The 13,677-nt window shown below is 67.1% G+C and carries 17 protein-coding genes; 14 read left to right on the forward strand and 3 right to left on the reverse strand.

Annotation, left to right across the window (positions count from 1 at the left end; genetic code table 11):
• The first annotated feature begins 57 nt into the window (after positions 1-57).
• The 7 genes from RIN18_RS15450 to RIN18_RS15480 all read left to right on the forward strand — a co-directional run bounded on the left by RIN18_RS15450 (position 58) and on the right by RIN18_RS15480 (position 3,498).
• On the forward strand, positions 58-1,035 hold the full coding sequence (locus RIN18_RS15450) for a TetR/AcrR family transcriptional regulator (protein WP_309104881.1): 978 nt from the start codon (positions 58-60) through the stop codon (positions 1,033-1,035).
• A gap of 42 nt (positions 1,036-1,077) precedes the next feature.
• Positions 1,078-2,016, forward strand: coding sequence for a cyclase family protein (locus RIN18_RS15455; protein WP_309104882.1), 939 nt, complete (start codon positions 1,078-1,080; stop codon positions 2,014-2,016).
• Positions 2,017-2,105: 89 nt separating this feature from the next.
• The gene (locus RIN18_RS15460) at positions 2,106-2,297 is read left to right on the forward strand and encodes a helix-turn-helix domain-containing protein (RefSeq protein WP_309104883.1); all 192 of its coding nucleotides are present in this window, start codon (positions 2,106-2,108) and stop codon (positions 2,295-2,297) included.
• Between the two features lie 149 nt (positions 2,298-2,446).
• Positions 2,447-2,545, forward strand: a complete 99-nt coding sequence (locus tag RIN18_RS15465; protein ID WP_003792170.1) for a 30S ribosomal protein bS22 — start codon at positions 2,447-2,449, stop codon at positions 2,543-2,545.
• Positions 2,546-2,636: 91 nt separating this feature from the next.
• Positions 2,637-2,939, forward strand: coding sequence for a rhodanese-like domain-containing protein (locus RIN18_RS15470; protein WP_309104884.1), 303 nt, complete (start codon positions 2,637-2,639; stop codon positions 2,937-2,939).
• Positions 2,936-3,199 (forward strand): glutaredoxin family protein, encoded by a 264-nt coding sequence (locus tag RIN18_RS15475; RefSeq protein ID WP_309104885.1) that lies wholly within the window; start codon positions 2,936-2,938, stop codon positions 3,197-3,199. The genes RIN18_RS15470 and RIN18_RS15475 overlap by 4 nt, the downstream gene beginning before the upstream one ends.
• A complete protein-coding gene (locus RIN18_RS15480) occupies positions 3,196-3,498 on the forward strand; it encodes a Dabb family protein (RefSeq protein ID WP_309104886.1) in 303 nt (100 codons plus the stop codon). Before RIN18_RS15475 ends, RIN18_RS15480 begins: the two co-directional genes overlap by 4 nt.
• Before the next feature lie 4 nt (positions 3,499-3,502).
• Here RIN18_RS15480 and RIN18_RS15485 read toward each other — a convergent pair whose 3' ends face one another.
• Positions 3,503-4,678, reverse strand: coding sequence for a DUF1343 domain-containing protein (locus RIN18_RS15485; protein WP_309104887.1), 1,176 nt, complete (start codon positions 4,676-4,678; stop codon positions 3,503-3,505).
• Positions 4,679-4,681: 3 nt separating this feature from the next.
• Positions 4,682-5,548, reverse strand: coding sequence for a MurR/RpiR family transcriptional regulator (locus tag RIN18_RS15490; RefSeq protein ID WP_309104888.1), 867 nt, complete (start codon positions 5,546-5,548; stop codon positions 4,682-4,684).
• Positions 5,549-5,698: 150 nt separating this feature from the next.
• Here RIN18_RS15490 and RIN18_RS15495 point away from each other — a divergent pair, with 150 nt between their 5' ends.
• From RIN18_RS15495 to RIN18_RS15525, 7 genes are all read left to right on the forward strand, one after another.
• Positions 5,699-6,994 carry an extracellular solute-binding protein gene (locus RIN18_RS15495; RefSeq protein ID WP_309104889.1) on the forward strand — a complete coding sequence of 432 codons (1,296 nt, stop codon included), beginning with the start codon at positions 5,699-5,701 and terminating at the stop codon, positions 6,992-6,994.
• 54 nt (positions 6,995-7,048) lie between these two features.
• Positions 7,049-8,005: a sugar ABC transporter permease gene (locus tag RIN18_RS15500; protein WP_309104890.1), complete on the forward strand. Its 957-nt coding sequence runs from the start codon at positions 7,049-7,051 to the stop codon at positions 8,003-8,005.
• Positions 8,005-8,919: a carbohydrate ABC transporter permease gene (locus tag RIN18_RS15505; RefSeq protein ID WP_309104891.1), complete on the forward strand. Its 915-nt coding sequence runs from the start codon at positions 8,005-8,007 to the stop codon at positions 8,917-8,919. The genes RIN18_RS15500 and RIN18_RS15505 overlap by 1 nt, the downstream gene beginning before the upstream one ends.
• Positions 8,920-8,935: 16 nt before the next feature.
• Entirely contained in the window at positions 8,936-9,922 is a 987-nt protein-coding gene (locus tag RIN18_RS15510; RefSeq protein WP_309104892.1) for a serine hydrolase domain-containing protein, read from the forward strand.
• Between the two features lie 83 nt (positions 9,923-10,005).
• Entirely contained in the window at positions 10,006-10,866 is an 861-nt protein-coding gene (locus RIN18_RS15515; RefSeq protein WP_309104893.1) for a basic amino acid ABC transporter substrate-binding protein, read from the forward strand.
• A 78-nt stretch (positions 10,867-10,944) separates the two neighbouring features.
• Positions 10,945-11,691 carry an amino acid ABC transporter permease gene (locus RIN18_RS15520; RefSeq protein ID WP_309104894.1) on the forward strand — a complete coding sequence of 249 codons (747 nt, stop codon included), beginning with the start codon at positions 10,945-10,947 and terminating at the stop codon, positions 11,689-11,691.
• Positions 11,688-12,443 (forward strand): amino acid ABC transporter ATP-binding protein, encoded by a 756-nt coding sequence (locus RIN18_RS15525; RefSeq protein ID WP_309104895.1) that lies wholly within the window; start codon positions 11,688-11,690, stop codon positions 12,441-12,443. The genes RIN18_RS15520 and RIN18_RS15525 overlap by 4 nt, the downstream gene beginning before the upstream one ends.
• A gap of 31 nt (positions 12,444-12,474) precedes the next feature.
• Here the strand turns inward: RIN18_RS15525 and RIN18_RS15530 are convergent, their stop codons facing one another.
• The gene (locus tag RIN18_RS15530; RefSeq protein WP_309104896.1) at positions 12,475-13,566 is read right to left on the reverse strand and encodes an ABC transporter ATP-binding protein; all 1,092 of its coding nucleotides are present in this window, start codon (positions 13,564-13,566) and stop codon (positions 12,475-12,477) included.
• Positions 13,567-13,677 lie beyond the last annotated feature (111 nt).

A 13,677-nucleotide genomic window follows, 5' to 3' on the forward strand; every position in this document is an offset into this window, starting at 1 on the left:
GATGGCTTTCCCTTCTGTGTATGCACGAAACTGTGTAGGCCGTATAGCTAACTGTGTATGACCATAACACACTGTTTATTTAATAAACAGAAGTACGATGTTCGCATGACAGACCTCGAACCGCCGGAGCTTCCTCGCGGCATCGCCCTCGCGTGGGGAGTCGCCGCGAATCCGCAGCGCGGGCCCAAGCGGGAGATGAGCGTCGAGCGGATCGTCGAGGCCGCCGTCGAGCTGGCCGACGCCGACGGGATCGGTGCCGTCTCGATGGCCGCGGTCGCTGCGAAACTCGGGTTCACCCCCATGTCGCTGTACCGCTACGTCAGCGCGAAGGACGATCTGCTGTTGCTCATGCAGGAGGAGGCGACTGGGCTTCCGCCCGAAGATCATCTCGTGCTCGACAGCTGGCAGGAGCGGGTCCGGGCGCTCTTCGAAGCGCAGGTGCTGGTCTACCTCCGGCATCCGTGGTTGCTGTCCCTGCCGATCTCGGGTTCACCGATCACCCCCAACAGCTCAGCCTGGCTGGATGCCGGACTCGCCGCTCTCGAGCAGACGCCGCTGACGGCGGAGGAGCGGGTCGCGGTCGCGCTGTCGGTGACCGGCCACGCCCGCTGGTATGGGTCCGTGCTCGCCGGATACACCGACGCCGCGCGCACCAGCGGTCTCACCGCCGACGAAGTCACCGCGCAGGAGGCGGCGCTCTTCGATCGGGTGATCACCGCCGACGAGTATCCGGCCCTGCGCCGGGCGATCGACGATGGGGTGTTCCTGTCGACCTCCGACCCCTTCCGCTTCGCCCTCGAGCGGATCCTCGACGGGGTTCAGGCCTACATCGCCGGGCTCGACCGCGGTGAGGCGCACGTGAGTCAGCCGGACTGGGTCGGCGCCGACCCCGCGGAGCTCGCCGGCGACAAGCGGTACCGGGACGCGTTGAAGGCGGTGCGGGATGCCGAGAAGGCACTGCGCGCCGCACGCAAGCTCGAGCGTCAGTCGATGCGTGAGGCGGCGGAGCGACTGGCGAAGGCGAAGAAGGCCTGATCCCGTCACCCGGAACCGGCACGCGCTTGCCATGATGAAGGGATGACGACAGTGAACAGCGCCGAGTACCGAGCGCATTTCGACTTCTCGATCTCGTTCGCCAATGGCGGCGGCCTCGATGGGGAGGGCTTCCGCCTGGACCTTCCGCGTCAGGACATGACGGAGACTGAGATCGGCCGTCTGCTCGTTCACCATCTCGGGCTCGCTCTGGTGAGTCGGGTGGAACTGCGTCGCCTCCGGATCGTGGCGGAACCGCATCGCGGAAGTCGAGGAATCGAGCCGGCCGCGGGTGCCGGCGTCGCCGACCGCGTCATCGACTGCAGCCACCCGATCGAAGCGGGCCTGGTGACATACCCCGGCCTTCCGGCACCGACCATACAGCCGCACCTCACGCGGGAGGACTCTCGCACGCGCTACGCACCCGGCACGGAGTTCGCGATGGATATCATCACCATGATCGGCAACACCGGCACCTACCTGGATGCCCCGTACCACCGTTATGCCGACGGGGGAGACCTCGCCTCCCTCGATCTCAGTACTCTGGTGGGTCTGCCGGCGGAGGTGTTCCACCTGCGCGATTCATGGACCGCCGAGCGCCGGGGCATCGATGCCGCGATGCTCGCCGACCGCGAGCTGCGCGGCGCAGCCGTCCTCCTCGACACGGGATGGAGTCGGCATTTCGGGACGCCAGCGTATGGGTCGGGCGCGCCGTTCCTGACCGAGGATGCAGCCCGCTTCCTCGTCGATGCGGGTGTACGGCTCGTCGGCATCGACTCGCTGAACATCGACGACACCGAGAGCGGCGGAACCTGGCCTGCGCACTCGGTGCTGCTCGCTGCGGGCGTGCACGTGGTGGAGCACCTGACCAATCTCGATGCTCTCCCGGCGCGGGGCGCACGATTCACCGCAGCGCCGCCCGCCGTCCGAGGATTCGGAACCTTCCCGGTGCGCGCGTTCGCGACGATCGCGGGAGCGCGGTGATCCGTCTTCCGAGATCACAGGAGCCACATGGGTTTACAGGTGTCGCACCTTCCCCATAGAGTGTGCACATCGAGAAAGGGGTACGTGGGATGCCCGAAGTTCCTGACGTCCGATTCCTGACGGTGGCCGAGGTCGCCGAGATCATGCGCGTGTCGAAGATGACCGTCTATCGGCTCGTGCATGCCGGCGAGCTGCCCGCCATCCGGTTCGGTCGCAGCTATCGCGTGCCGGAGTCGGCGGTGGCCGATGCCCTGCAGCGCCCCATCGCGGACGTCGGCTGACACCGGGCCGCGGCCCCGAAGCGCTGACGCGCGCGACCGGTGACGGGCGGGTCCTGCGGTTTGCTAGACTGATCCGAGGCATTTTTCCGTGCCCGTACCCGGGTGTCCGACGTCGTCCGACACCCAGCCGCTGACTTAGTGAGGTTTCCGTGGGTTCTGTCATCAAGAAGCGCCGCAAGCGCATGGCGAAGAAGAAGCACCGCAAGCTGCTTCGCAAGACTCGCCACCAGCGCCGCAACAAGAAGTAAGCGGCCAACACACGAGCGCCTGTCTCCGGACGGGCGCTTTGTGTCTGTACCCGCCTCGCCCACCAGCGACCTGCTACACCGTGAGGATGTCATGAAGTCGATCACCGTCGCCGATCTCGCCGAACGTTCCGGAACGCCCCTCATCGATGTGCGGGAGAAGGACGAGTACGCAGCCGGGCATGTGCCCGGGGCCGTGAACATCCCCATGTCCGAGATCGGCGAACGCCTGGACGAGCTCCCATCGGAGGCGTTCGACGTGATCTGCCAGGTGGGCGGCCGCTCCGCGAGAGTCGCCGAAGCGCTCGAGGCTCGCGGTTACGACGTGACCAACGTCGAGGGTGGCACCGGCGAATGGGTCGCCCAGGGCAGGCCCGTCGAGGTGCCATCGGCGTGACCACGATCACGCTCATCGGAAAGCCCGACTGCCACCTGTGCGACGTGGCGTCAGAGATCATCGACACCGTCGTCGCAGAGCTGCCTGACCCCGTCGCCGAGCGGATCGAGATCGAGGCCGCGTCCATCCAGGATGACCCGGCGCTCTACGAGCGCTGGTGGGAGAAGATCCCTGTCGTCCTCATCGACGGCGCGCTTCACGCACATTGGCGGGTCTCGGCAGACCGCCTACGGCAGGCGCTCGAGGAGGCGGCCGCGTGACGGTTCGTCATGTCGTCTCGTGGAAGCTCGCGAGCGACGATGCGGGGGAGCGTCGAGCTCAGGCCGAGGAGGTCGCCCGGCGGCTCAACGCGCTGCGCGGCGTGGTTCCGCAGCTCCAGTCGATCACAGCGGGTGCGAACATGGCCTACCCCGGTGCCAACTGGGACGTCACCCTCGTGGCGGACTTCGCCTCGATCGAGGATCTCGAGAAGTACCAGGTCCATCCGGCGCACGAAGAGGTCGTCGCGTACGTCCGCTCGGTCGTCGCCTCGCGCGTCGCCGTCGACTTCGTCCTCTGACTGCTCAGGTGTAGAGCAGGTCTGGAGTGACCGAATCCCGCCACTCGGGTACCGCGAGGCGCGTCGGGTCGTCCCACTCGCCGGCGATGATCTGAGCGAACGCGCCTTCGACGCCGAAGAGCTTCTCCAGAGGCGACCAGTCCGACTCGCCGGGCATCGGCACCAGCGAGCGCTCCTCGAGTTCCCCTGGGTGGATGCTCTCGATCAGCGACAGCAGGCGCACGCCCGACCGCACCGGGCGGAGTGCATGCGGGTCGGTGACGTGGAGGATGACACCCTCGCACGCCTCGCCGGCGTGGTCGCGGACCAGCGGCGTGAAGCCGTAGGGCACGGCCGCGATGCCGGGAATGGCGGCCGCGCCGATCGCGGCGGCAAAGCGCTCGCCGTCGATGAAGGGCGCTGCGATCACACGGAACGGCACCGCCGTGCTGCGCCCCTCCGACACGTTCACCCCCTCCGCGAGGCACGTGCCGGGGTACAGCAGGGCGGTCGCCGCGCTCGGCAGGTTGGGTGAGGGCGGCATCCAGGTGAGCTCTCGGCGACCGAGGGCGGTGTCGGCGCGGTTCCACCCGTGGACCTCGATGACGGTCAGATCGAGATCGATTCCGCGGGTGCGCACCCAGTGCCGCGCGATCTCGCCGATCGTCAGCCCGTGCCGGATCGGCATGGGCCAGCGACCGACCAGAGAGTGCGCACGTTCGTCGAGCATCGGCCCCTCGGCCTTCTCGAGTTCGCCTCCGAGCGGATTGGGCCGGTCGAGGACGACCACGGCGACACCCGCGTCGGCGCATGCCTCGAGCATGTGGCTCATCGTCCAGATGTAGGTGTAGAACCGGGCCCCGACGTCGGGGAGGTCGATGACGACGACGTCGAGTTCGGCGAGATCCTCGGAGCGAGGGCGGACATCCGCGCCGTAGAGGCTGCGCACCGGCGCGCCCGTCACCGGGTCGGATGCATCGCCGACGTGTTCTCCCTCGCGGGCTCTGCCGCTGAGGCCGTGCTCGGGTCCGAAGAACATCGAGAACCGCCACCCGGCGGCGGCCAGGGGTTCGCGTCCCCGGACGAGGTCCGAGGTGAGGGCGAGGTCGTTCGTCAGCATCCCGATGCGGCCGCTCTCCAGGTGCGAGAGGAGGTCGGGGTGAACGTCGCGATGAATGAGGCGGTCGATTCCGAGGAGCATTCGTCAGTCGATTCTGTGTGCGGTCACAGCGTTGTAGGTGCGCTGAAGGTTTTCGGCGATGGTGTCGTAGTCGGCTTGCGCGATGCGGGTGTAGAGGAAGTCGAGTACGGCCAGCTGCGCCATACGGCTCGACATCGCCCCTGATCGGAAGCTCGACTCGGACACGGCGGTCACGAGGACCAGGTCGCACACGCGTGCCAGCGGTGAGCGCGGATTGTTCGTGATGGCGATCGTCGTGGCACCGGCGGCGCCCGCGACCTCCGCCGACTGCACGATCTCGAGTGTCCGACCCGAGTGCGAGATGGCGATGGCCACGTCGCGGGTGTCCAGCAGGGCCGCTCCGGTGAGAGCCAGGTGCAGATCCGTCCGGGCCTGCGCGACGAGGCCTGCCCGGTGCAGCTTCTGCTCCAGATCCTGTGCGGCGAGTCCGCTCGACGCTGCGCCGTAGATGTCGATGCGCCGGGCCGTCCTGACCGCATTGACGGCGCGTTCGAGTTCGGCGATGTCGATCTGACGAGCGGTGCGCTCGATCGCGGACGCCTCGGCGAACGCGATCTTCCGGATGGTGGTGATCGCGTCGTCCTCACGGCTGACATCTCCGGCAGACACCTGGAACCGCTCGCGGTCGGACTCAGAGCGGTCGAGTTCGGCGGCGAGTGCGCGACGGAAGTCCGGGTAGCCCGAGAACCCGATGCTCTGCGTGAAGCGGGCGATGCTCGCCACCGATGTTCCGCTGGCCGCCGCCAACTGCGTTATCGAGTTCTCGACGGCGCTCTGCGGATCATCGAGCACGTGGGAGGCGATGCGCTGCTCGGTCGGCGTCAGCGCCGAGTGTCGCTGATGGATGGCCGTCATTGCACTGGTGGGCACGTGCCCATGATGACAGACGTGTTTCCAGAATGTAATCAATTTTCGGAAATGGTTGCTATTTCGGAAATCATTGCCCAAAGTGGTGAATGCGCAGCAGAGAAGCCATCGCCCCTTGCCAGCGGCGGCACTCACAACCCGAGAGGAACCCTCATGCGACACCGACCCAATCGCCTCGTGTTCACCGCCGGCCTTCTTGTCACGGGACTCGCCGTCGCCGGCTGTGCCCCGGCCGCCTCCAGCGGCGAGGGCGGCGAGGGCGGCGACGAAGACGTCACGCTCACGATCTGGTCGTGGCAGGCATCGTCGTCACCCAAGTGGGAGGCCGTCTTCGATGTCTACGAAGAGTCCCACCCGGGCGTGACCATCGAGTTCGAAGGTTTCCAGCCCACCGAGTACAACCAGATCCTCGCCACGGGGCTCGAGGGCAGCGACGGACCGGACATCGCCATGCTCCGCGCGTACGGCGGCATCCAGTCGGCGATCCAGTCGGAGCAGATCGTGCCCATCGATGACATCGTCGACGGACTCGACCAGTTCGATCCCACCGTCCTGCGCGCAGCGCAGGGGCTCGAGGACGGCGCGACCTACGGCGTGCCCTTCGCCTACCAGACGATGCAGATGTTCTACAACAAGACCATGTTCGACGAGATGGGACTCGACGAGCCGAAGGACTGGGACGAGTTCATCGACCTGCAGGAGACCCTCCTGAAGGAGGGCGTGACGCCCATGGCTCTCGGGGCGCGCGAGGACTGGGTGCTTCCGATGTTCCACGACATCGTCGGCGCGGCGAACTACGGTGGCGCCGAGTTCGAGGAGAAGGTGCTCAGCGGCGAAGTCGACTTCACCGACCCGGCGTACGTGTCGTCGCTGCAGATCGTGAAGGACATGCAGAAGTACCTCGACAAGAACGTGAACGCCATCGCGGTCGCCGATGCGGTGCTGCAGTTCACCTCCGGACAGGCGGCTCAGTGGCCGGGCGGATCGTTCGACCTGCCGACGTTCCAGGATTCCGCTCCCGACACCGAGTGGGGGGTGTACGAGGTGCCGCCCGCGCCGGGCAGCGCCCTCGATCATGCGGTCACCCCGGGGTACGCGGACGGCAGCTTCGGCATCAACGCCTCGAGCGACCAGCAGGATGCCGCCACCGAACTGCTCAACTGGATGACGACGAAGGAGTTCGGCCAGCTCGTCGCGGACGAGGTCGACCAGTTCTCGGCGCTCCCCGGTGTGGAGTACTCCGACCCGCTGATGCAGGAGATGAACGAGCAGTACACCGAGAACCCCGCTCCGTACCTGCTGCTGGTCGACTTCCGCTACGGCGACCCGACCGGCACCGCCGTGCTCGGGCCGGACATCCAGGCGATGTTCCTCGGCAGCAAGACTCCCGAGCAGCTCGGCGCGGATCTTCAGGCCGGTATCTCGACCTGGTTCACTCCCGGATCCTGACTGTGTCGCTGCGGGGGTGCTCTGCCACCCCCGCAGCGGATCGAAAGAGAACCCATGGCCCTGACACTTCCCGTCCGCCGGGAGAAGGCGAGCCGTTCCCGCACCGGGATCGCACTCACCACCCCGACGGCGCTGCTGTTCGTCCTGCCCGCTGCCGCGCTGTTCGCCGTGCTCATCCTCTACCCGATGCTCGCGGCGCTGAGCTATTCGTTCTTCGACTGGCAGGGCACCAAGCAGGGGGGCTTCGCGGGCATCGGCAACTACCTCACCCTGTTGACGAAGGAGCCGTACGCGACGGAGCTGTGGAACGCCTTCGGCCACAACCTGCTGCTCTTCGCCGGTGCCCTGGTCTTCCAGAACTCGCTGGGTCTCGGCATCGCCACGCTGCTGCACCGGCGCAAGCGCACCAAGCGCTTCTTCCAGACGATCTTCGCCCTGCCCTACCTCGTGAGCCCCATGGTGATCGGCTACCTGTGGTCGCTCATGCTCTCGCCGCTGTTCGGCCCCATCAATGCGATCCTCCGAGGTGTCGGGCTGGAAGGCCTCGCTCTGCCGTGGCTGGGGGATCCCCATCTCGCCATCTGGGTGATCGTGCTCGTCAGCGCCTGGCAGTGGATCGGCTTCCCGATCCTGCTCTACGGCGCAGCGCTCGGCGGCATCCCGGAGGAGATCGAGGAGGCCGCGGCGCTCGACGGGGCGACGGCAGGCAAGCGGTTCCGCTACATCACGCTGCCCATGCTGACCCCGACCATCGGGATCATCACCGTACTGACCTTCATCGGCAGCATGGAGGCGATGGCGATCCCGTTCGCGCTCGCCGGCTCCAACGGAGCACCCGCCGGGTCGACCGATGTGATGATGCTGCTGTTCTATCGCACTGCGTTCGAGTCCGGCAATCCGAACTCCATCGGCGTCTCATCGGCGCTCGCGACGGTGCTGTTCATCTTCATCATGGTGATCTCGGTCGTCATCACCTCCACCATGCGCCGAGCCGAACGGAAGCTGTTCTGATGGTCACCGCCACGAGTACCGTCGCCGAGCCGACCACCGAGGCGATCGTGTCCCGACGCTCGTCTGCACCGAGGCGTCGCGGGCGCGCATCCGAGACGCCCTTCGTCGGGCGGTTGTTCGCCAACATCTTCCTGTGGGGCTATGCGATCATCGCGATCGGGCCGCTTCTGCTCATGGTCAACAACTCGTTGCGCACGCAGCAGCAGATCGCGTCGGAGCCGCTCGGGCTGCCGATTCCCCCGACCTTCACGAGCTTCCAGAAGGCGTGGATCACCGCGTCGTTCGACACGTATTTCATCAACTCGATCACCGTGACGGTCGGTTCCGTCATCGTCACGACGGTCGTCTCGGTGCTCGCCGCATATGCGTTCGCGAGGGCACGGGCGAAGTTCTTCCGGGGGATCGAGGCGGTGTTCCTGTCCGGACTCATGCTTCCGGTGCACCTGGCCATCCTGCCGCTGTTCTATCTGCTCGACTCCCTGAAGATGACCAGCAACGTCTTCAGCCTGATCCTCGTCTACGGCGCCCTCGGCATCCCGTTCACGACCTTCGTGCTGACGGTGTTCTTCCGGGCGCTGCCGATCGAGCTCGAGGAGGCGGCGCGCATCGACGGTGCGGGGCCGCTGCGCACGTTCCTCATGATCCTGCTGCCGCTCGTGCGACCCGCATTGGCGACAGTGATCGTCTTCCGTTTCGTGCCCGTCTGGAACGACTTCTTCTACCCGCTGATCCTGCTCCGCGACCGCGACTCCTACACCCTGCCGGTCGGTCTCACGCGGTTCTTCGGGGAGTACTCCACCGACTGGCCGCAGCTGTTCGCCGGCCTCACCATCGCGACGATCCCGCTCGTGGTGCTGTTCCTGCTCGCCACCAAGCAGATCATCAGCGGGCTGACCTCGGGCATGAGCAAGTGAGCCCCGCACAACCGTCATGGTGAACGGCGCTCCGGGCTCGGCCTGGTCGTCGCTGCGGGTCACGGCGACGGGACAGGCCGAGGAGCGGATGCTGCGCGGAACGCCGGCCTTCGGCGACGAGACCCCGCTCCGAGCCGACCACCTGTTCGACCTGGCCTCGCTGACGAAGATGTTCACGACGGTCGCGGCACTCCGCCTGGTCGACGAAGGGCGGGTCGACCTCGACGCTCCCGTCTCCGATACCGTCCGTGTCGGTCGCGGGGCCGCGGCAGCCGCCATCACCCTCCGCCACCTGCTCACCCACACGTCCGGCCTGCCGGCGGAAGGCGCCCTGTGGCGCCGCGGCCTCACAGGGGAGGCACTCCGGGCCGGAGTGCTGCAGAGCGAACTCATCGCGGCGCCCGGCAGTTCGCACTGCTATTCCGACGTCGGCTTCATCGCCGTGGGTGTGCTGCTCGAGCGCATCACCGCCAGGTCGCTCGACTCGCTGATCGGCGACGTCGCCGCTGCCCTCGGCGCCGATGACCTGACGTGGAGGCCCGACCCAGAGCTCGCCGTTGCGACCGAGACGCAGCCGGGCCGAGGTCCGATCCGCGGGGAGGTTCACGATGAACTGGCGGCGGCGCTCGGCAGGCCGGCGGGTCACGCCGGCCTCTTCGGCACGGCGGACGACATCGGGGCTCTGGCACGCATGATCCGCGACCGCGGTGCCGGACCGTCGACGCGGGTGCTGTCCGAGGAGAGCGTGCGTCTCATGTCGACGCCGGTCGCGCAGGCGGAGGCGGGCTACGGCCAGGCGGTCGGGCTTCGGGTGCGGGACGCGGCGTGGATGGGGCGGCTGGACGCGATTGGGCACACCGGGTTCACCGGCACCTGCTTCGCCGTCTGTCCCGCGTCGGGCGGATACGGAGTGCTGCTCGTGAACCGCGTGCACCCTTCGAGGGTGGACGCGGACATCAGTGAGACCCGGCGGAGTTTCCTGGCTCGCATCGCGACCGAGTGAGCGCGCCGGGGCCCGCACTCGCAACGCAAACGTAATCTGCGCGGCGACGGTATCGCAGAAATCCGTCGCCCGGTCGTGTCAAGATGAATTCCTACCCCGTCAGCCCCCCTCACCACCCTGGAGCGGTCATGCAGCGACGTCGCCATCTCATTCTCGGACTCACCATCGCGGCCACGGCATCGCTGGCGCTCGCCGGCTGCGCGTCCGGCGGCGGTGGCAACCAGGAGCCGGGTGCGGGTGGCGACGAGTTCGATCTCGTCGAGGCCGGCACGCTCACGGTCTGCTCCGACGTGCCCTACCCGCCGTTCGAGGTCGAGGACACGAGCGCGGAAAGCGGATACTCCGGGTTCGACATCGACCTGCTCGACGCCATCGCGAAGAAGCTCGATCTGAGCCTCAAGGTCGAGGACGTCAACTTCGACGCGCTCCAGTCCGGCACCATCCTCGTGGCCGGCCAGTGCGACATCGGCGCCTCTGCGATGACCATCACCGAAGAGCGTAAGGCGAACATCGACTTCTCCGACCCGTACTACGACTCGCTGCAGTCGCTTCTCGTGCGCACCGACTCCGGCATCGAGTCGATCGACGACCTCGACGGCAAGAACGTTGGTGTGCAGCAGGGCACCACGGGCGAGAGCTACGCCACCGAGAACGCTCCCGGCGCGCAGCTCGTGCAGTACCCCTCCGACGGCGAACTGTGGCCGGCGATGCAGGCCGGTCAGATCGACGCCATCCTGCAGGACCAGCCGGTCAACCTCGAGCACGAGAAGGCGGACTCCGCCTACAAGATCGTCGAGGAATATGAGACCGACGAGTCCTACGGCTTCGCGTTCGCCAAGGATGAGAAGGACGCTCTGCTCGAGGCCGTCAACGGTGCGCTCGCCGAGCTGAAGGACAGCGGCGAGTACCAGACGATCTACGACGAGTACTTCACCGCGAAGTAATCGGCGGCGCGGGTAGATCGGGGATCCTTGACGATGGCGTTGAGGCGTACGACAAAAAGCAAACTGTATCGCTATTCGATGTACGCGATCTTCGTCGCGTTCATCGCGTGGGTCGCGTTGCAGGCGGACTGGGCACGGATCGGGAAGCAGTTCTTCAACCCCGAGGTCGCGGCGGAGATGTTCCCCGGGATCATCACGACCGCGCTCGTGAACACGCTGTGGTTCACGCTCGTCGGCTTCGTCGGAGGGCTGCTGCTCGGCATCCTGCTCGCCCTCATGAAGCTGTCGAGCATCGCTCCTTTCCGGTGGTTTGCCACGGGCTGGATCGAGCTGTTCCGCGGGCTCCCGGCGATCCTCACGATCTTCGCGGTGGCGTTCATGCTTCCGATCGCGCTCGGCATCCGGGTGCCGGGCGGCACCGTCGGCGCGGGACTGCTGGGGCTGATCCTGGTGGCATCGGCCTACATGGCCGAAGTCATCCGCGCCGGCATCCAGGCCGTGCCGAAGGGCCAGACCGAGGCTGCGCGCTCGCTCGGGATGTCGCCGATGAAGACGACCTTCTGGATCATCCTCCCGCAGGGGTTCCGCATCATCATTCCGCCGATGACGAACGAGTTCGTCCTCCTGCTGAAAGACACCTCGCTGCTGTTCATCGCGGGCGTGACGATCCAGACCAAGGAGCTGACGAACTTCGCCCGTGACGCATCGACGGTGAACGCGAACGCCACGCCGCTCGTGATGGCTGCGATCCTCTACTTGCTCGTGACCATCCCGCTCACCCGGGTGGCCGCGTGGCTCGAGCGAAAGTTGGCGAAGCAACGATGAGCACCGACCTGATCAACGTCCATGCGCCCGCCATCGAGGCGCGGGGCCTCCGCAAGAGCTTCGGCGACAACGAGGTGCTCAAGGGCATCGACCTCACCGTCACCGCGGGCGAGGTCGTCTGCGTGATCGGGCCCTCGGGCTCCGGAAAGTCGACACTGCTGCGCTCGGTGAATCTGCTCGAGGAGCCCACCGGCGGTCAGATCTTCATCGAGGGCATCGACATCACCGACCCCGAAGTCGACATCGACCGGGTGCGCACCCGCATCGGCATGGTGTTCCAGAGCTTCAACCTGTTCCCGCACCTCAACGTGCTGGGCAATCTCACCATCGCGCAGCAGCGCGTGAAGAAGCGCTCGAAGGCCGAGTCGGAGCGGGTCGCACACGAGATGCTGGAGCGGGTGGGCCTGTCCGAGAAGGCCGATGCCTTCCCCGGGCACCTCTCCGGCGGTCAGCAGCAGCGTGTGGCGATCGCCAGGGCGCTGTGCATGAATCCCGACATGATGCTCTTCGACGAGCCGACATCGGCGCTCGATCCTGAGCTGGTCGGTGAGGTGCTGCAGGTCATGCGCACGCTCGCGGACGAGGGGATGACGATGCTCGTCGTCACGCACGAGATGGGCTTCGCCCGTGAGGTGGGATCGCGGCTGATCTTCATGGATGGCGGCGTCATCGTCGAAGAAGGCGACCCCCGTGAAGTGCTCGCAAATCCGCAGCATCAGCGCACACAGGACTTCCTCTCGCGCGTGCTGTAGCCCTTTCGGCGCCGGATCCGGGCGGTCAGCGTCAGCCGCGGGGGTTCACCGCGACCGGCTCGGGAGCGATGGCGATGCGCACCCGGTCGCCGAAGGCGGGGTGGATGCCGGGGGAGTGCTGCACCCGCACCAGCTCTCCCGATTCGGTGCGGACGAGCGTGCGGCGCATGCTGCCGAGGAAGGTGCTCTCCTCGACGAGCGCGTCGGTGGCGGCATCCGCCTCGGAGGCGAAGTGCACGTTCTCCGGCCGCAGGTAGACATCGACCGGTCCGTCGGCGGGTGACTGCAGCGGCAGGCGCTGTCCCCACACCCGGACGTGGTCGCCCTCGGCGACGCCCGACACCACACTGGAAAGCCCGACGAACGCCGCGACGCCCGCTGTCGCCGGTGTCGTGTACAGCTGCTCCGGCGAGCCGATCTGCTCGATGCGCCCGGAGCTCATCACCGCGATTCGGTCCGAGACCGCCAGAGCCTCCTCCTGGTCGTGCGTCACGAACACCGTGGTGATGCCGAGGCGCAGCTGGATGCGACGGATCTCGTCGCGCAGCTGCTCGCGCACCTTCGCGTCGAGCGCGGAGAGCGGTTCGTCCAGCAGCAGGACCTTCGGCTCCGTGACCAGCGCCCTGGCCAGCGCGACGCGCTGCTGCTGACCGCCGGAGAGCTGGTGCGGGAAGCGATCGGCGAAGGCCTCGAGCCCGACGAGGGCCAGCGCGTCCAGGGCGCGCGTGGCGGCATCCGCTCGTCCGGCACCGCGCCGCCGCAGCCCGAATGCGGTGTTGTCGACGACCCGAAGGTGCGGGAAGAGCGAGTACGACTGGAACACCATGCCGATGTCCCGTTTGTTCGTCGGCACCCGCGAGACGTCGCGGCCTCCGAGCAGCACAGCCCCGCCGTCGGATTTCTCAAGGCCGGCGAGCACCCGCAGCGCGGTCGTCTTGCCGCAGCCGGACGGCCCCAGCAATGACACGAACTCGCCGGGCGCGATGTCGAGGTCGACGCCGTGCAGCACCCGGTTCGCCCCGTAGCTCTTCTCGACACCCTGGAACTGCACCCGGGTGCCTTCGCCGGCCTCGGCGAGCAGCAGATTGTCCTGCGTGCGGGGCAGAACGTGTTCCAGGGTCATGACATGGCCTTTCCGGTGCCGCGGGCTGCGCGGCCGATGACGAGGAGCAGAAGGAAGCAGAAGGCGAGTGCGAGCAGGGTGAACATGGATGCCGCATACGCGTCGATCTTG

This window comes from Microbacterium sp. (assembly GCF_031179285.1).
GTDB lineage: Bacteria > Actinomycetota > Actinomycetes > Actinomycetales > Microbacteriaceae > Microbacterium.